Here is a 17,863-nt window from a genome sequence, read left to right on the forward strand (position 1 = left end):
ATCGCAAGTACCACAAATGATATTGATTCGCAATTTCATTTGTGGTACTTGCGATTGATGTTGATAATTAATATCAACATTTCCGATCAATTATTCACTTATAATAATGGGCAACAGGCGGTGGGGTCGTTGCGATGATCGGGGAACGGTTCGAGGGGCTGGATTTGCATTTATGTAAATCATGCCGGGCCAAATACATAAAACGGGGGAAGAAATGTCACACATTATCACGTGATAGGGCCAATCGGGCGGATGACATCAATCGTGACATCGCGCCCGTTAAAATAATCATCAGAATTTTATAGCCGGAACACCCAGCCCGCCGCTCAGAGCGAATTGCGGGAACGGGATTGGTGCGTCCGGTTGAGCCGAAAACGGATATCTAAACAATGAATATGACAACAAATTCCAAGGTGGAAATTGCACGTTTGACGGTGCGACAACGGTCCGGGATGAACCGCTTTTTCTGTCATGCATTGATGACTGGTGTCAGCATGCTGGCACTTTCGCATGTTGCCATGGCGCAGGAAGCAACAACTGAGGACGAGATTGTTCTTGATCCGATTACGGTCGAAGATAGCCAGACGGCAGAGAAGGGGGATGGTCCGGTCAAGGGCTATGTTGCCAAGCGCAGCCGTTCTGCGACCAAAACGGACACGCCAATTGAAAAAACACCGCAATCCATCAGCGTTATCCCCGCCGATCAGATCGAAGATCAGGCCGCAGGTTCCGTTGCCGAGGCCCTGCGATATACGCCTGGTGTGGTGACTGAATATCGCGGTACGTCGAACCTGCATGATGAAATGTATGTGCGCGGGTTTTCCTATGTGCCGAAATATCTGGACGGGTTGACCTATGGCGAAGCATCGTTTGGCCAGATCGAGCCCTATCTGCTTGAACGGGTAGAGCTTTTGCGTGGGCCATCATCAATCTTGTACGGGCAGGCTAATCCCGGCGGGGTCGTTAATCAGACGACGAAACATCCGACCGGCGAGACATCGAACGAGGTCGAGTTGTCTGTTGGGACAAACAATCTGTACTCAACGGCAGGTGATTTTTCTGGCGTGATTTCCAAGGAAGAAGGCCTTTCATATCGTCTTGTTGCCAAGGGCATTACCGAGGAAGAAGTTGCCGGTGATATCGAAAAAAATCGCATTGCCATTATGCCGTCGATCAATTGGACGCCCAATGTCGATACCAGCCTGACGGTTACAGCGATTTATCAGAACGATCCGGATGCTGGAACGCGTGGTTTCCTGTCGGCAGAAGGCACATTGTATCCGACCGAGAATGGTTATTTTCCGCGTGATTTCTATGTCGGGGCTTATGATTGGGAAGAATCGTCACGCACCCAGGCGTCGTTTGGCTATCAGCTTGAACATGCGGTCGATGAAACGCTGACATTGCGTCAGAACGCACGGTACAACCATATAGAAGCCGATTTCAAAAGCGTCATTCTGGATAATTTCACGTCTGCCGGGGCGCAGGTCACACGTGCAGCTGTTCAGTCGGGTGACGAATTTGATCAATATGTCATCGACAATCAGGCGCAGCTTGACCTTGAAACCGGCGATTTTGACCATACGGTATTGTTCGGTGTTGATTACAAATATTCCACCAAGGATTCATGGTTCGGGCGCAAAAGCCTTGGCAATGAAAACTGGCAGAACCTTTCGCGTTATACCGGTTTGACGCAATTGGGCCGGACATCAACCGATCAGCATGCCGAAGCATGGCAAGCCGGTGTTTATGCACAGGATCAGGTCGAATTTGGTAAATGGAATGTCAGTTTCGGTGGTCGTCATGACTGGGCCAATAGTGACGTCGATAATTATCTGAAGAGCACGAAAACCAGCCAGGATGATCAGGCATTTTCCGGCCGTGTCGGGGCGGTTTACAGCTTTGATAACGGCATTGCACCTTATGCCAGTTACAGCACATCGTTCGAGCCGAAGGTTGGCGTAGATCAGAACGACGATGCATATGATCCGGTGACGGCACAGCAATATGAGGCCGGGGTTCGTTATGCACCAGATCATGGCGGGTACATGATCACGGCGTCTGTTTATCAACTGACGCAGCAAAACATCGTTTCGACAGACCCGGCCGATAGTAGCAAGACCTATCAGACTGGTGAAATTGAAAGTCGTGGCTTTGAAATCGAAGGTCGGGCAAATGTGACAAAAAACCTGTCGATGATTGCCAGTTATGCGCGGATCAATGCAAAAACGGTCGAAGATGAAAACCCGGCCAATGTTGGATTGAAAACATCGAATACGCCACGGGACCAAGCGGCATTGTGGGCGAAATACACCTTTGACCAAGGGGTGTTTGATGGTGTCGCGATTGGCGGCGGTGTGCGTTATACCGGTGTCAGTTTTGACCGGAAGAATACGACCAAGGTTCCGGATTATATGCTGTTTGATGCGATGCTCAGCTACGATCTGGGGGCGGTTTCCAATCGTCTGGACGGGGCGAGTGTTCAGTTGAATGCGGTTAATTTATCGGATGAGACATATGTTTCGTCTTGTACTGTAGGGGCGTGGGCTTGTTGGTATGGTCCGGGTCGTGCTGTAACCGCAACGCTTAAATATAACTGGTAGAAACAGATGATTAAGGCCGGTCGCGCCTTGGCGCTGATAACGATGTGGGTGTCCATGACATTATTGCAAACAAACCTTGTAAAGGCAGATCAACTGTCGGGAAACGATACCATGCGTGGCCGGCTTGACAGGGCGGGGGATGTGCATTCCCTGATCCTTGATATTGGACAAGGGGGATATGTGGCCGGGGCGGTGAAAACCGCCGCCCCGGTGACGCTGGAATTACTTGATGGCGATGGCAAACCCATGCGCCGTCTTGCCGATCAGCAAAGCGGGCAGATCAATTTTCGCATTGTTGCGCCGAATGATCAGCCGGTTTTGCGCCTGACAAATATGGGCCCAGGGAAAAACGATTTTGAATTTGACCTGCAATTCATGGTCGAATTTGCCGATCAAGGCGCGCCATCACGACACTATCAAAGCCCGGCAATCGCCAGTGCCGCGCAGGATCTGGCACGTGGTATTGTGACCGACGGGTTTTGGGGCCGGGTGCAGCGCGATGGCACCCCGTTGATCGAGCCATTAAATGAGGACGAGGTCATCATGACCTTTGTCGCGCGCGGATTGGAGCGTAATGGGCGGATCGTTGGCGCGCCCAGCAATGATCATGAATATCTCGAACGGCTGGGTAACAGTGATATCTGGTTCAAAAGCTTTGTTGTGCCCAACAGTACCCGGCTTTCCTATCAGATTGCGCGGGATGTTCCGGAATTCGATGCCGATTTCAGATCGCAGCGGGTCGCACTTTTGGCAACGATACAGGCCGATCCGTTCAACCGGCATCCCTGGCCGGTTGATGCCCCGGATGCGTTCAATCAGGATTCCGTTGTTGAATTGCCCGATGCGCCTGATCAGCCGGGAATGAATGGTACGACCGCACACAAAGGAACGCTTGAGACATTTGTGTTTAACAGTGAACGCCTTGGCAATAGTCGCGATATTACGCTGTACCGGCCCTATCAATTTGATCCGGCCAATCATGATAATGTTTTGCTGATATTGTTTGATGCCAAGGAATATCTGACGACGGTGCCGACACCGCGCATTCTGGATAACCTGATTGCGGCGGGAAAATTGCCGCCGGTCAGTGTGGCGTTTATCGCCAATCCGGACCGGGCCGCACGCGGGCGTGAATTGCCGGGAAATCCGGATTTTGCCAATATGCTGGCCGATGATTTAATGCCGGTCTTGCGGGATCGGTTCGGGACCGATTTCGCGGCGGCGCGCACGGTTCTGGCCGGGTCAAGTTATGGCGGCTTGGCATCGGCAACGGTTGCGTTGAGCCATCCGGATGTTTTTGGGAATGCGATTTCGATGTCAGGATCATTTTGGTGGCATCCCCAAAATACACCGGTTGATCAAGGCGAATTCGTTGCCCATCAGGTTGCGACAGGTCCAAGGCGACCTATCAGGTTCTTTATGACGGCTGGATTGTTTGAAACCGGGCGGATGGGGGTTGCCGGTATTGTTGAAAGCGGGCGTCACCTGCGCGATGTTTTGATCGCCCGGGGATATGACGTGCAATACCGGGAATATGCCGGGGGACACGATTATGTGGTGTGGCGGGGGGCACTGGCCGATGGGTTGATTGGTCTGTTCGGAACCGTATCAGCCAAGTAAAGCAGCCCCAGAGCGGGGCTGCTTGTGGTGATATTGGTGCTGCTATTCATGACGCCAGTCGGGATGGCGCTTTTCAACGAATGCACCGATACCTTCGCGGGCGTCATGTTTTTGCATATTGTTGGTCATGACGCCTGACGCATAATCATAGGCACCAGACAGCGGCATTTCGAGTTGTCGGTAAAAGGCTTCTTTACCGAGTTTAACTGTCATTGCAGATCGTTCGGCGATGCGGGTAGCAAGATCGTCGGTTGCGATGATCAAATCATCATCGGTGGCGACATCGGATACCAGCCCCATCTGCCACGCGGTATCGGCATCAATTGCATCGCCGGTCAGAAGCATGCGCATGGCGTGTTTGCGCGCGATGTTGCGGCTTAGTGCGACCATCGGAGTCGAACAGAACAGGCCGATATTGACCCCGGGGGTGGCAAATTTTGCGGCCTTGCCGGCAACGGCCAGATCGCAACTGGCCACCAATTGGCACCCGGCGGCGGTTGCCATGGCATGAACGCGCGCAATGACCGGTTGAGGCAGGGTGACAATGCGCATCATAAGCGCGCTGCATTGGGCAAACAGGGCGGCATGCCCGTCGCAGGCGCTAATACTGTTCATTTCCTTAAGGTCGTGACCGGCGCAAAAGACCGGGCCATTGGCGGCAAGGATGACGCTGCGAATGGAAGTGTCGGCAGCGATATCATCAAGCACGGCGTGAAGGGCCGTCATCATCGCCCCGGAAAGGGCATTTCGGCTGCGCGGTGCATTCAGTATGACAGTCGCGACGGGGCCGTTATCGTTGCGCAGGACAATGGTGGTTTCGTCGGTTTTGGTGTTGGTCATTTTTGCCTCCCTGTGATGGCGCACACTGCGTTTTTTTACTTTTGCGTCAATATATTATCGTTGTAGAGTTTTACGTCACGGTTTTGTTTGAAACCGAAGATATAATAATAACGGCGCATGCCGATGTAACGGTCCCCTTTGAGGACGGTTGGATATGAGCAACGAAGATAAACGAAAACCGCAGCGCGCACCTGGTCGCTTTATGACCGGTAAACAGATCGTCGAAAAGTACAAGCCGGGGGGAACCCCGGTCGCAGAGACGAAGATGAAGCGCTATGACCGCAAAGAGGTCATTGATTGGGATATGGAGCGTCGCCGTGCCGAAGCGCGTGCGCGATTGCTAAGCCGTGGGTTTGATGTCCCTGAAATTCTTCAGCCCAAACGTCCGGCTTTGGATGAATACGGCGATGAAATCGTCAATATCGACCAGGATGTGGCCCGCGATATTTCGGGGCCTTCGATGACAGGCCCCAAACCGGCGGCACCGGGCGAAGGTCAAAGCCACGAGGCATCAAATTCAGGTCCCGGTTCCCGATCTGGTTCCCGGCCCAAGCCCAATCGTCATGTTGTGGCATCGCATGCATCACTTTTCCAAACCAAGACGGCGGCAGGATATCGCATTGGGCATGACGAATATGATGCCAGTGATGGGGACTATCAGGACGATCTGACGGTGGAAGACGTTTACGGCAGCACTGCGACACACGATGATCGTATCGCCGGGCGTGTTGATGAACTTAAGGCCACCAATCAGAACAGTTCTGGCAATATCGATCTGCCTGACAACAAAAGCAACTGGCTTAGTCAGGCAGAAGGTCGCCGCAAATCAGAAGCGGCGTCTTTGCCCCAGACGGCACTCGAGAAGCGCACCAAAGCGTCGAAGCAACGCAAGGCGGCAAAGCAGGCCAAAGAACGCAGTAATGCATTGGAACTTGATAAACTGCTGCCCAAGCTTGCGGCCTATATGGTGGTCTCCATTGTGGTCGGTTATATTTTAGTGCTGACCTATATCGAGCTTGCCAAGCTGATTGGCAACTGAAAACGGGCGTTTTGCGAGTTTGTTACCGCCAAGGTAGAATTTGCCTCAAACATGCCTGAATCCAAAGCCTATGGTGTTTTCTGTTTTGTCATGATGGGCGCATCAGGATGGGGACGTGATGGGGCAAATATATGCCCGGCAACGGACCGTATCTTTTTGCAAAACCATAAGGCAGATCGAATAAAGCAGTTTCGAGATTGATGGCGGGGCATTGATCAATAAGGGGGAAGGCGCTTTGAGTTGTCCGGCAGGCCGGGCAGTACGGGCGTTGATGTGACGATAACCCTTATTGGAGACGGCGAAGGTAGCGTCGTAGTCGCCATGAAAAGTGACGTCAAAGGTCAGGAAGACCGCCACCCGGTTTACCTTCCGGAAAACCGGCATCATTGGGCGTCCAACGATGAAGTGGACAAGCCCAGAGCCATCCTGCGTGGCCCGGTCAGGCCAATATTCCCTAAAAATTCAGCCAAACCGGGTTTTGGGTCATATTTTGACTCCGGCACGGACCGTTGGTTGCAAAACAACCTTCCGCGGATTGGCGCATCCTTGATTGTCGGCATTGTCATTATAAGTGTGGTTCTGGCGACTTATGCGGAACTGGTCGTGCTGTTATCGCGCTGAGAACGCGGTTTGGGGCTGGCGGTTGATGGGGACCATCCGGAAAATCCGGTAACGGAGGCAAGTGATGAAAAGCCAAGGTATCCCGATTTCAGGCATTTATCCTGTGTTGCCTGCGCGTGTGGTCTCCGCCGGAATAAAATCCCGGACGGCACGGCGTGATGCGTCGTCCGGTGTGTTTTGTTCGTCCAATCCGTCTGGCGGGAAAAATGGACGTCAGAATGCTTTGAGCCCTGGATTGATGCAAATCGGAACTGGTTCTCGATTTGATAAACGCCCGCGTGACGGGCGCGTGTTTTGGCCGTTGATTGGGTCAATATTACCGACCAATCACAAGGCCGGTCAGGATGGGCTGATATCTGGCCCCTATGACAGGGATAACGGTTTTCCGGGAATGGAAGCGCAGCAAGGCCATAAACGCAGCCATAGCCAAAGTCATATTCTTTACCAAGGGTCGGAATGGCGTCATCCGTCCATAATCCGCGTTCGTCGTGCGGGCATGGCAAGGTGGTTGCCCGGGATTGCATCCTTCCTGATTACCGGGATTGTTATTGGTGCGGTGGTCTGGATGACCGTCATTGAACTTGCCGTGATCTTTGGTCGCCCGAATTAATAGGGCCACCCTAGGGGATCGTGATCCACAGCAACCTTTGAATTGGCTCATAATCTTGTGCTGCAACTTTGCCCACAATTTGATCTGTCGGGCGCAAGAGGGTGATTGCCGCGCGACAGGATCAAATACCTGTGCGGGGCGGGGGTGGGAGAAAATATTGACGTTAACGTAAACGTTATGTCAGGCTGTCGGGAACAAGCACATAATGCTGCCCGCCATCATGACGATACCGAATGGTTCATGGCAAGGGCAGCGACAGGGAGAATGACCATATGACAGTCCAGCAGCCCCGCACCGGCGTAACCTTGGCCGATTTCGATACCATCATGCGCGAAAAAGTCCCGTTCGTCGGGGATATGGGGGTTGTGACCGAACAGCTTTCGGCGGATCAGGCCCGGTTGCGATTGCCGTTTAATCAACGCCATATTCGCCCGGGCAATGTGATTTGTGGCCCGGCGATTTTTGCCCTTGCCGATATTGCGCTTTATGCGGTGGCCTGGCTTGTGGTGCCCAAGGCCGATCTTGCGGTAACAACCGAGGCGACTGTACATTTCCTTTCCGGGGCAAAACCGGGGGATTTATTGGCGGATGCGAAAATCCTGAAAGCAGGCAAGCGGCTTTTGATTGCCGAATGTCATATTCGATCTGCGGTTGATGGGGCGCTTTGTGCGCATGTTATTGGTACCTATGCCATGCCGCCAGAACCACGATGATGGGTGAACCTACCGGAAAATAGCTCGAATCAATGTGGTAAAATAATACCTATTGCTTTAAGCCGTTGAAATACAACGAAATATTACTGTTGCTTTCCTGCTTAATGCAGGCATAATGCGCCGACTTTCAACGAGGGGCGATTCCCTCAGTGGAACCCAGTTTTCGAGTATTGAAATAATGAAAACCTTCTCTGCGACACCGAGTGACATCGAGCGCAAATGGTTCGTGATCGACGCAGAAGACGTCGTTCTGGGCCGTCTTGCTGCTGTTGTTGCCAACCGTCTTCGTGGTAAGCACAAAGCGATGTTTACCCCGCACATGGATTGTGGCGATCATATCGTCATCGTCAATGCTGAAAAGATCAAACTGACCGGCCGTAAGCTTCAGAACAAGAAGTTTTACTGGCACACCGGATATCCGGGCGGCATTAAAGAACGCACCATGGACAAATTGCTGAATGGCGATCATCCGGAACGTGTGATCCAAAAAGCTGTTGAACGTATGATGTCCCGTGGTCCGCTGCGCAGCCAGGTTCTTTCCAAGCTGCACGTCTATGCCGGTACCGAGCATCCGCATGATGCACAGCAGCCGGAAGTTCTCGATCTTGCCGCAATGAACGACAAGAATAAGCGGAGTGCTAAGTAATGGCCGACACCAAAACTCTTGACGATCTCAAGGATCTCAAGGATCTGGCACAGGGCGGCGAAACTGCTGCTGTTGCTGCTGTTGCAGAAGCCAACCTGCCGGAACCGAAGATCGACGCACAGGGCCGTTCCTATGCAACCGGTCGTCGTAAGAACGCAATTGCACGTGTCTGGATCAAACCGGGCTCGGGTAAAGTCACTGTCAATGGCCGTGAATTCGATGATTACTTCGCACGTCCGGTTCTGCGCATGGTGATCAACCAGCCGTTCGGCGCTGCGGATCGTAAAGATCAGTTCGACGTCGTTTGCACCGTTTGCGGTGGTGGTTTGTCCGGTCAGGCCGGTGCCGTTCGTCACGGTATCTCGCGCGCGCTGATCACCTTTGAGCCGGCACTGCGTCCGTCGCTTAAAGCTGGCGGCTTCCTGACACGTGACTCACGTGCAGTCGAACGTAAAAAATACGGTCGCGCCAAAGCCCGTCGTAGCTTCCAGTTCTCGAAGCGCTAAACCGGCACGCTTACGCGATACGCGATTTCAAGATGGCCCGCTGGTTCAGCGGGCCATCTTTTTTTGTGCCTGAATTCTGGCATTCTCGCCCTGTTCCTTACCACCTTCATCACAAGGATAACGCCTATGCAGTATAGAAAGCTGCTCGATGATGATCTTCATGCCCTTGACGCATTTCTTGCTGTTCATGCCGATACCAGCATGATCCAGCGCAGCAATTTGCGAAAGATCGGCATTGGGCGACGTCATCATCCGCTTTCAGGTTGCTATTATGGCGAGGTTTCCGGCGAGGGAAGTGTTCATGCGGTCCTGGCGATTTTTCGCAATGGCAATATCTTTGTCCAGACCGGGGGAAAGTCGGTTCCATCGGGATTGATGGATGCCTTTCGTTTGGAAAACACCCAGACGATTGCCGGGGTTTTCGGCCCAGCCGATCAGGCTCAGGCGGTGATTGACCTGCTTGGGCTTGGCGATGCGCCGTTTGCCATTAATGCCTGTGATAGGTTTTACCGGCTTGAACTTGCCAACTTGATCCTGCCGCAAAATGCCCGGTCGGACAGTTTTCAGATGGTCGATGCCGAACGGATTGATCGCAATACCCTTTTGCGCTGGCTACGGGATTATGAGATTGAGGCGCTGGGCGGGCAGGATACCCCGGCACTTGATAGCCGGGTTGCAGGGCGATTGGTCCATGCGCTTAATGACCGCAATATGTGGGCTTTGATCGTTGATGGTGTGGCGGTCAGTCTTTCGGGTTTTAATGCCGAGTTGCCTGATATGGTCCAGGTCGGTCCGGTTTGGACCCCGACGGAACATCGCAGCAATGGCTATGCCCGCATCCTTGTTGCCAAAACGCTTTTGGCGGCGCGCGCACGCGGTGTTACGCATGCGGTCCTGTCAACCGATAGCCCGGCGGCGGCAAGGGCTTATGAAGCGATTGGGTTTTCTCATTGCGGGGTGTATCGTTTGGCGTTGCTGGCAAGTGATGACTGATCGGTAGGGGGCTTAATTAGATCAAAAAGGAGGGAAAGTTTATGCTTTTTCTCCTTTTTTGTTTCCTACGCTTTTGGCGAAGAGGGCATATTAATCTTGATGATTGGTGGGATGTAGAAATCGTCCGTCTCAAGCCATTTCTTTTGGTAAAATGTAAGGTCAATTGCTTTTTTATCGAAGCTGTACGGAATTGTTTCCATATTGCCGTTGAGGGTGTTTTCCAAGCGTTTGGCGCAAGCTGTGATCGAGAAGTTATCTTTGATGAAACGGGCGCGGGCTGTGAGCGTTTCGGAGTCTGGTCCATGTTCGATAAATAGCTTTATCGCTGCGAACAGTTCTTGCGGGGTCTGGGATAGGAAATCGTCGCCATACATTCCTGCTTTTGATTTGCAGCCAAAGACCGGTAACCCAAGGTGCATCGCGTTGGTAACGGATGTTCCGCCACCTTCGGGGAAGCTGTCGATATAAGCTGTTGCATTGGCCATCAGCTTCAATGTCTTTGTACGTTCGACGGTTCCCAGAAGTTCAAGGTTATTCTGTGCCTTGGCCGAAAGATGAGAGAATTTGGAATAATCATCAGGGCCGATCATTTTTAATTTTTGCCCAAGTTCCCCGCATAGAACTTCTACGAAATCAGTAAAGACGGGGGAGCGACCAAGTCGATATTTATGTGGCCCCCCCACAGTGATGAAATATGGCTCTTGTGTTTTGTCTTTGTGGCGAATTTCTTGTGGGGCGCCGTCAAGCGTGCTGAAAGGGATGCCAAGAAATGATTGAGCCTTGGGGTGGCGAAACTGTTGGCTTGCAAGCCAGCTTGCACCGGTAATTTCGAGGATGGCAGAGCATTGTGAGGTCGCAAAGCTGAAATGAATGTCAGCGTGATTGACAAAATAGCATGGAATGCCAGCGCGTTCGGCAATCATGGCGGCAAGGCATGCAATGATATCGTCGGGGTTGATGTGCAACACAACGGCTTTGCTTTGCATGAAAGTCTGAGCCAGAAACAGAAGCTTTGATACCCCTGTGGATTGCTGGGCTGCAATTGGTATTCCTGATGCTTTCACATCTTCTAAAACGGTCGGTGTGACACCTCTGGTGATGACGAGTTGCACGTCATTACCCAAGCGTTTTTGTTCTTTCATTAGGTTTACGCACAGCGGCGTATGCCCACCGATATCGTATCCTTCGGAAATCACGTGAGAGATAACCTTGCGGTTTCCTGTTGCCTTGAATTCAGGCAGACGTGGTGCAATCAAAGCGAAAATGAAGTTCTCGATTTCCGGGCAAGACCATCTTTCCGTGGTGTTCAGCCAGTGGAATTTTCCATAGTATTCGGCGAGCTCGAACAGTTTGTTGGCATCCCGGCATGCGTTGATTGATTGCAGCAATGCGCCGTCAATCTGCAGTGCCATATTTTTTTTCTGTTCGCCACGCATCAAATGGTTTCTCCGTCATGCTGGTTTCTTGTCGTGAGATTTGGTGTGGTAGGAAGCGTTTTGGTCGTGTGTTATTTTGGGTTTTGATCCAGAAACGCAATAATATGGTTTGCGACGGTATGCGTATCCTTGACCGAAAGATGAGGCCCCATCGGTAGGCTCAGGACTTCGCGTGAACATTGTTCGGCAATCGGGAATGACTTTTGCGCAAGGTCGGTTAAGGCGTAGGCCTTTTGTCTATGCGGTGGGATGGGGTAGTGGATCAGGGTGCCTACCCCTTTTTGTGCCAAGAAGTCTTGCAGAGCATCGCGTTGCGGATGGCGAATAACATAGAGGTGCCATGCCGGATCGGCCCAATTTGGCACATTTGGCAGTTTCAGTGAAGTCTCGGCCAAAATTTCGCTATAGAGCTGTGCAACCGTTTTGCGATGTTCATTCCATCGGTTGATGTGGCGTAGTTTGACTTGTAGCATTGCAGCTTGCAGCGGGTCCAAGCGGCTATTGTATCCGAGGATTTCGTTTTGGTATTTGGCGTGTGAGCCATAATTACGAAGAACAGACAGCTTTTCTGCGATTTTGGCATTGTCCGTCGTGATGGCGCCGCCGTCACCATAGGCCCCCAGGTTTTTACCGGGATAAAAGCTCCAGCACACGGCATCGCCGTGGGCGCCAATACGCTGGCCTTTGTATTGAGCACCATGGGCCTGAGCGGCATCTTCTATTACGTAGAGACCATGGCGTTTGGCGATTTCAACGATGGAGCCAAGATCGGCAGGGTGCCCATATAAATGTACAGGAATGATGGCGCGGGTTCTTGGCGAGATTGCGGCTTCGATCCGTGCGGGATCGATATTATAAGTGGCGATGTCTGGCTCGACGGCAATGGGGGTTGCGCCTGCTTGCGATACAGCAAGCCAGGTTGCAAAAAAGGTGTGTGACGGAACGATAACCTCGTCACCTTCGCCGATGTCAAGAGCACGCAAGCTTAGCAGGAGGGCATCCAAGCCGCTTGCGATGCCAATACAGTGGCGGGCATTGCAGTATTCCGCGTAGTCATTTTCGAAGTTTTCGACGGCTTCGCCTAGGATATATGTGCCTGAGTCCATGACCTGATGATAAGCGGCGTCAATTTCGTCCTTGATCTCAAGGTAGCTGGCGTGCGGGTCAAGAAAGGCGATACTCATTCTTGGCTCCGGCAGGCCGTGATGAAGTCGGAATATTCACGGTGATAGTCACCTTCATCGAAGTGATTTGATGCCAGCACCATGCAAACGGAGCCGGAGGAGAAGTTGTCCAATTGGCGCCAAATCATTGGGCCGATGTAGAGGCCGTTGTATGATCTGTTCAGGTGAAAGGACTTTTTGTCTTTGCCGTCGTCAAGTGTGATGTCAAAGCTGCCGGACATGGCAATGATCAATTGATGCAGCGTTTTATGGGCGTGTCCACCACGCACGGCCCCGCCAGGGACGTCGTATAGATAGTAAACGCGCTTGATATCAAAGGGGATATGATTCTGTCCTTCAACAAAGGTCAGATTTCCCTGTTGGTTCGATATTTTTGGCAACTCGATGATCTTGCAGGCGTCGATTGACATTGAATTAAGTGCATCCCTCACTGCTTGAAGCTAAATTTACCTGTTTCACAGGCTTTGGGGAAATATGAGATTCAAGAGACTAAGATTTACTGCTTTGTATATGATTAACTTTAGTAAAGGATACCATACGAATGATTATTTCTGTGATGTTTTAATACTTTGAATTTCCTCGGTAGCCTTCTGGTGCGTCTGGCGTCGTCGGTCAAGCTAGTAACTTCCGATTTAGAGGGGGATAGCTATGGCATGGATAGATAAAGGTTTAATCTTTAGGGTTGATCGTTTGGAGCCGTGGGCCTTTTCTCATGCCTATGTGCCGACCACCCTGCTGCTTCGCGATCGTATTCGAGTATATGTTGCTTTCTGGGATCAAGGGCACCGAGGGAGACTTGGCTATGTGGATGTATCGCTGTCCGACCCTAGCGTGGTTATGGGGTATGGACAAAAACCTTTGGTTGAGGACTCAGTGGGGGGATTCGATTGTGATGGAGTGACACCTCTATCAATTGTAAAGAATAATTCCGAAGTTTGGTTATATTACGCAGGGTGGAAAAGGGATGCTAACCCAGAAATTCGATATCGAATATTTGTTGGCCTGCTAATTGGGGATGCCGATGGTAGCAGATTTGAGCGATTTTCCGACAAGCCTATTTTAGGTCCAAGGCATGATCGTGAATATTTGAGAACGGGTGGTTTCATAATGCGAGAGCATGGAAAATACCGGTGCTGGTTGGCTACGCAGAAGGGAATACACCATGATCACGGTAAGGCCTTACCTGTGTATGATTTGGAATATGTTGCTTCTAATGATGGCATTGTTTGGCCGGAGGATCAGCTTGCGATCTTTAGGCACCAACCAGGAAAAGTCCTTGGTTATGGTCGATGTGCAATCTGGAGAACATTAAAGGGTGGTTATGAAGGGTTATTTCCTGTCCGCGGGTGGGATGGCCGATATTTGAATATGTTGTATTCACAATCCCCGGACGGGACAAAGTGGAGTGAACTGACATCGGATGGAAAGGCATTTGATCATATGATGACCATTGATGGACAATCTAGCGTTTCTTTTCCTTCTGTTGTTCACTTGGGTGAAGAAATTGCCATGTTCTATAATGGCGATGATTTTGGACGTGAAGGGTTGCGGCTGGCGATTTGGTCCGATTGATTTGCCATGTGACGTAAATGTTGGGCGTTTTGTTAAGTCACTATCTTGTCGGCTAATTTGAATTTAAGTCATTGTCTTAGATTGTAATCTGGCATTGTAGCTGTGGTCATCGGGAGGAATAATGGCGAAAATTGATCTGGCAAAGACGGAACTTAATTACGAGAGGTTTCGGGATCTTGCCAAGAACGCTGATCTTTCTGAACGTGAACGCATCGGATTTCCGGATCATTACAGATCTGGTTTTGAGAACGCGATCCTTGACGATATTCGGACCAAACTTGAATTCGAGTATCGTTCCGGTGCGTCAATGCTTGATATTGGCGCTGGTGCGAGCCCGATGACATCGGCGCTACTTAAACTTGCGCACAAATATAATATATCTGTGGCAATGAATGATTCTCCGGAAATGCTTTCTTTGATCGAAAGTGAGTTTTCGTTTGAAAAGATAGCCGGAAAATTTCCGGACATACTTGATGAGGCCCTTGAAAAGGCTCCCGATGGGTATGATCTTTTGCTGTGCTATAGTGTCTTGCACTACATCATTGTTGATGGCAGCATTTTTGATTTTGTTGATGCGATATGCCTTGCCCTTCGACCAGGAGGTGTTGCCCTGATCGGTGACATTCCAAATTTGTCAAAACGCAAGCGCCTGTTTTCAAGCAAAGAGGGAATAGCGTATCATAAGCAATTCATGAATACAGACGAAGATCCCGTGGTTGATCACTTTGAGATCAAGCGCAATGCAATTGATGACGCTGTTCTAAATGCAATTGTTGCAAGGGCGCATGCCACTGGAAACGATGCCTATATCGTTCCTCAGCCACGTACTCTTCCAATGTATAATCGCCGTGACGATATAATAATCCAACGGAGGTAACGATGAGAGCGAAACTCATTATATTCGGACTTTCGAATATCGCAGAGTGTGCCTATGAGTATTTCACTCATGACTCTGACTATGATGTTGTGGCTTTTACGGTGGACAAGGATTTTGTGCCGGAAAAAGCCGAGATTTTTGGCAAGCCAATCGTTCCATTCGAAACCATTGAGGATTTTTACGCGTCGGAAGAGCATTCAATTTTTGTTGCTATAGGTTCCCAGCAACTTAATCGACTGCGCACGGGGAAAGTGGCTGAAGCGTCGCGTAAAGGTTACAAACTTGCTTCTTATGTAAGTTCGCGCGCGGTTGTCTGGTCTAATGTCCAGCTTGGCGAGCATGTTTTTATCCAAGAAGATAATACAATTCAGCCGTTTGCTAAGATTGGAAACAATGTAACCTTATGGGCGGGCAATCATATCGGGCATGCAAGCGTTATTGATGACAATTGTTTTGTCACGTCGCATGTTGTGATTTCCGGTCACTGCAAGATCGGTATGAATAGTTTTATCGGTGTGAATGCGTCAATTGCCGATTGTGTTGAGGTTGGGTGCGATAACCTGATTGGGATGGGCGCGATAATTTCAAAAAATACGCCGGAGAATGCCCTGTATTCGACGCCTAAAACGGAGATTTCCAAAATCCTGGCACGCAAATTTTGCAAGGTTGAGGATGTTTGAATTTGTTCCTTATGCGCCAGAGCTGGCTCAGCAATGGGACGAGATCATCGATCAGGCAGATAATGGGCACTTTTTGTTTAAGCGTTCATATCTGGAGTATCATGCTGATCGGTTTGCTGATTCGTCGTTTGTCTTGCGACAAAAGGATCGAATAGTTGGCGTTATTCCCGGAAACCGTAGTGATGCCAAATGGGTAAGCCATGGAGGGCTCACATTTGGAGGGGTTTTCCTGTCGCCGAAGCTCAATCGAATTGGTGTTTTACAAGAAATCTACAAGCAGCTTTGGGATGAATTGCGTGTACGCGATATTACTCATGCATTTATCAAACCTGTTCCCTGGATTTATCATCGTGTTCCGTCGGAGGGAGACCTCTACGTTCTGAACTGTAATGGGCAGGCAGAGTGTTTAATTGAGGTGTCTACTGCGGTTGATCTTCATGCTTCGCCAAAACCTTCGGATTTGCGCAAAAGAAGCCGCAAGCGGGCTGTTTCTGCGGGGTTAGTCGTTGAGGAAAGCAATAATTACGAGGGTTTTTGGGCCATTTTATCGGCACGGTTGAGCGATAAATATGATCGCAACCCTGTTCATAGCTGTGATGAAATCAAGCTGTTGAAATCGCGCTTTGCAGATGAAATTCGTTTGTTCGTGGTCCGGGACGCAGAAGAAAATATCTGTGGGGGGACGGTCATTTTCGAAACCTTTCGGGTTGCACATGCCCAATATATTTCGGCCTCGGATCAGGGCATGGAACAGGGGGCACTGGATCTTTTGTTTTTTACGCTGATTGATCGTTACCGTAATGCGGGCAAGGATTACTTTGATTTTGGTATTTCAACCGAAGATAACGGTCGTGTCCTGAATGAAAGCCTTGCTGCGTTTAAAGAAGGATTCGGAGGTCGCAGCATCGTACATCACAAGTTCCAGTTGAAAATTTGAATGCAAAATGACTGAAAAAAAAAATTACAACATCTGCATCATCCAGCCGCAGGGCTATGTGCATTCCATGGCCTTTCTGGAACTGGCGGAATTGCTGTTATATTCTATTCGCGATACCGGCAATCAGGCTGAGGTCAGGAAAAATCAGTTAAGCCCGGATGGGGTGAATATCATCATCGGGGCGCATCTTCTTGATCCTGACAAACAAGGTTCGATCCCGGCCAATACCGTTATTTTAAATACCGAACAGCTTTCAGGCGTGTATTCCGAATGGCGGGACCGGCTTGGCAAGTGGTTTGAAAGTGGCACTGGCCTTTGGGATTATAGCCCGGCCAATATTGATGTCATTCGCGACATGGGTGTTGAAAACGTCAAGCTTTTGAAAATCGGCTATCAACCGGAACTTAAACGCATTGCCACGCCCGAGGTGCAGGACGTTGATGTGCTGTTTTATGGGTCAATCAATGAACGTCGCAAAACCGTTCTTCAGGGGCTGGTGGATCGCGGGATCAAGCTTAAGGTTCTGTCCGGCGTTTATGGCAACGAACGTGATCAATGGATCGGGCGTTCGAAGGTGATCCTTAATCATCATTTTTATGAAAGCCAGATTTTCGAGATCGTCCGGGTGTTCTATTTGTTGACCAATGCCAAGCCGGTGGTGGCCGAGGTCAATGACGGCACCACGATTGAAGACCGATTCCGCGACGGGGTTGTGGCAGCGCCCTATGATCAGCTGGTCGATACGGTTTGTGATCTTGTAAACGATGAAACGCATTTGAAAGAGCAGAGCGAAAAAGCCTTTCAAAGCATTCTGAAATATCCGCAAGTGAGTTTCACTCGAAAGATTTTATAAGCGTTGTGGCTGTCGCCGGTATTGCGTTTTCCACTGCGAGATGTGTTGTGCTGTCCGGGCTTTGCAAAATTTTAGGCATTCGACGTTCGCTGGATCGACATATCCGGACCATTGGTACATGTGTGGCTCTTTG

18 protein-coding genes are annotated in these 17,863 nt (G+C 50.4%); 14 read left to right on the plus strand and 4 right to left on the minus strand.

Going from position 1 to position 17,863, the window contains the following annotated elements:
- The first annotated feature begins 389 nt into the window (after window positions 1-389).
- Both TALK_RS08755 and TALK_RS08760 read left to right on the plus strand, forming a co-directional pair.
- Window positions 390-2,603 carry a TonB-dependent siderophore receptor gene (locus tag TALK_RS08755; RefSeq protein WP_085617929.1) on the plus strand — a complete coding sequence of 738 codons (2,214 nt, stop codon included), beginning with the start codon at window positions 390-392 and terminating at the stop codon, window positions 2,601-2,603.
- Between the two features lie 111 nt (window positions 2,604-2,714).
- The gene (locus TALK_RS08760; protein ID WP_169714983.1) at window positions 2,715-4,223 is read left to right on the plus strand and encodes an alpha/beta hydrolase-fold protein; all 1,509 of its coding nucleotides are present in this window, start codon (window positions 2,715-2,717) and stop codon (window positions 4,221-4,223) included.
- A 42-nt stretch (window positions 4,224-4,265) separates the two neighbouring features.
- Here the strand turns inward: TALK_RS08760 and TALK_RS08765 are convergent, their stop codons facing one another.
- On the minus strand, window positions 4,266-5,063 hold the full coding sequence (locus TALK_RS08765; RefSeq protein WP_085617933.1) for an enoyl-CoA hydratase: 798 nt from the start codon (window positions 5,061-5,063) through the stop codon (window positions 4,266-4,268).
- A 154-nt stretch (window positions 5,064-5,217) separates the two neighbouring features.
- Between TALK_RS08765 and TALK_RS08770 the strand changes: the two genes are divergently transcribed.
- The 7 genes from TALK_RS08770 (at window position 5,218) to TALK_RS08800 (ending at window position 10,191) form a co-directional block, all read left to right on the plus strand.
- Window positions 5,218-6,102, plus strand: a complete 885-nt coding sequence (locus tag TALK_RS08770) for a hypothetical protein (protein ID WP_085617935.1) — start codon at window positions 5,218-5,220, stop codon at window positions 6,100-6,102.
- A gap of 273 nt (window positions 6,103-6,375) precedes the next feature.
- Window positions 6,376-6,723, plus strand: coding sequence for a hypothetical protein (locus TALK_RS08775; RefSeq protein ID WP_139833769.1), 348 nt, complete (start codon window positions 6,376-6,378; stop codon window positions 6,721-6,723).
- Between the two features lie 64 nt (window positions 6,724-6,787).
- On the plus strand, window positions 6,788-7,333 hold the full coding sequence (locus TALK_RS08780) for a hypothetical protein (protein WP_085617939.1): 546 nt from the start codon (window positions 6,788-6,790) through the stop codon (window positions 7,331-7,333).
- Between the two features lie 272 nt (window positions 7,334-7,605).
- Window positions 7,606-8,046, plus strand: coding sequence for a PaaI family thioesterase (locus TALK_RS08785; protein WP_085617941.1), 441 nt, complete (start codon window positions 7,606-7,608; stop codon window positions 8,044-8,046).
- A 178-nt stretch (window positions 8,047-8,224) separates the two neighbouring features.
- Window positions 8,225-8,692 (plus strand): 50S ribosomal protein L13, encoded by a 468-nt coding sequence (gene rplM, locus TALK_RS08790; protein WP_085617942.1) that lies wholly within the window; start codon window positions 8,225-8,227, stop codon window positions 8,690-8,692.
- A complete protein-coding gene (gene rpsI, locus TALK_RS08795; RefSeq protein WP_085617944.1) occupies window positions 8,692-9,198 on the plus strand; it encodes a 30S ribosomal protein S9 in 507 nt (168 codons plus the stop codon). Before rplM ends, rpsI begins: the two co-directional genes overlap by 1 nt.
- A 126-nt stretch (window positions 9,199-9,324) precedes the next feature.
- A complete protein-coding gene (locus TALK_RS08800; RefSeq protein ID WP_085617946.1) occupies window positions 9,325-10,191 on the plus strand; it encodes a GNAT family N-acetyltransferase in 867 nt (288 codons plus the stop codon).
- 65 nt (window positions 10,192-10,256) lie between these two features.
- Here TALK_RS08800 and TALK_RS08805 read toward each other — a convergent pair whose 3' ends face one another.
- The 3 genes from TALK_RS08805 to TALK_RS08815 form a co-directional block, all read right to left on the minus strand.
- Window positions 10,257-11,627: a glycosyltransferase family protein gene (locus TALK_RS08805; RefSeq protein WP_085617948.1), complete on the minus strand. Its 1,371-nt coding sequence runs from the start codon at window positions 11,625-11,627 to the stop codon at window positions 10,257-10,259.
- 71 nt (window positions 11,628-11,698) lie between these two features.
- Complete coding sequence (locus tag TALK_RS08810) at window positions 11,699-12,811, minus strand: DegT/DnrJ/EryC1/StrS family aminotransferase (RefSeq protein WP_085617950.1); 1,113 nt, start codon at window positions 12,809-12,811, stop codon at window positions 11,699-11,701.
- Window positions 12,808-13,221, minus strand: a complete 414-nt coding sequence (locus TALK_RS08815) for a sugar 3,4-ketoisomerase (RefSeq protein ID WP_085617952.1) — start codon at window positions 13,219-13,221, stop codon at window positions 12,808-12,810. The genes TALK_RS08810 and TALK_RS08815 overlap by 4 nt, the downstream gene beginning before the upstream one ends.
- Window positions 13,222-13,459: 238 nt before the next feature.
- Here TALK_RS08815 and TALK_RS08820 point away from each other — a divergent pair, with 238 nt between their 5' ends.
- From TALK_RS08820 to TALK_RS08840, 5 genes are all read left to right on the plus strand, one after another.
- A complete protein-coding gene (locus TALK_RS08820; RefSeq protein WP_085617954.1) occupies window positions 13,460-14,383 on the plus strand; it encodes a hypothetical protein in 924 nt (307 codons plus the stop codon).
- Window positions 14,384-14,504: 121 nt separating this feature from the next.
- A complete protein-coding gene (locus TALK_RS08825) occupies window positions 14,505-15,260 on the plus strand; it encodes a methyltransferase (protein ID WP_085617956.1) in 756 nt (251 codons plus the stop codon).
- 2 nt (window positions 15,261-15,262) lie between these two features.
- The gene (locus TALK_RS08830; RefSeq protein ID WP_085617958.1) at window positions 15,263-15,940 is read left to right on the plus strand and encodes an acetyltransferase; all 678 of its coding nucleotides are present in this window, start codon (window positions 15,263-15,265) and stop codon (window positions 15,938-15,940) included.
- Entirely contained in the window at window positions 15,933-16,877 is a 945-nt protein-coding gene (locus TALK_RS08835) for a GNAT family N-acetyltransferase (RefSeq protein ID WP_169714984.1), read from the plus strand. Before TALK_RS08830 ends, TALK_RS08835 begins: the two co-directional genes overlap by 8 nt.
- 7 nt (window positions 16,878-16,884) lie before the next feature.
- Entirely contained in the window at window positions 16,885-17,730 is an 846-nt protein-coding gene (locus TALK_RS08840; RefSeq protein ID WP_085617962.1) for a hypothetical protein, read from the plus strand.
- Window positions 17,731-17,863 lie beyond the last annotated feature (133 nt).

This window comes from Thalassospira alkalitolerans (assembly GCF_002115745.1).
Lineage (GTDB): Bacteria > Pseudomonadota > Alphaproteobacteria > Rhodospirillales > Thalassospiraceae > Thalassospira > Thalassospira alkalitolerans.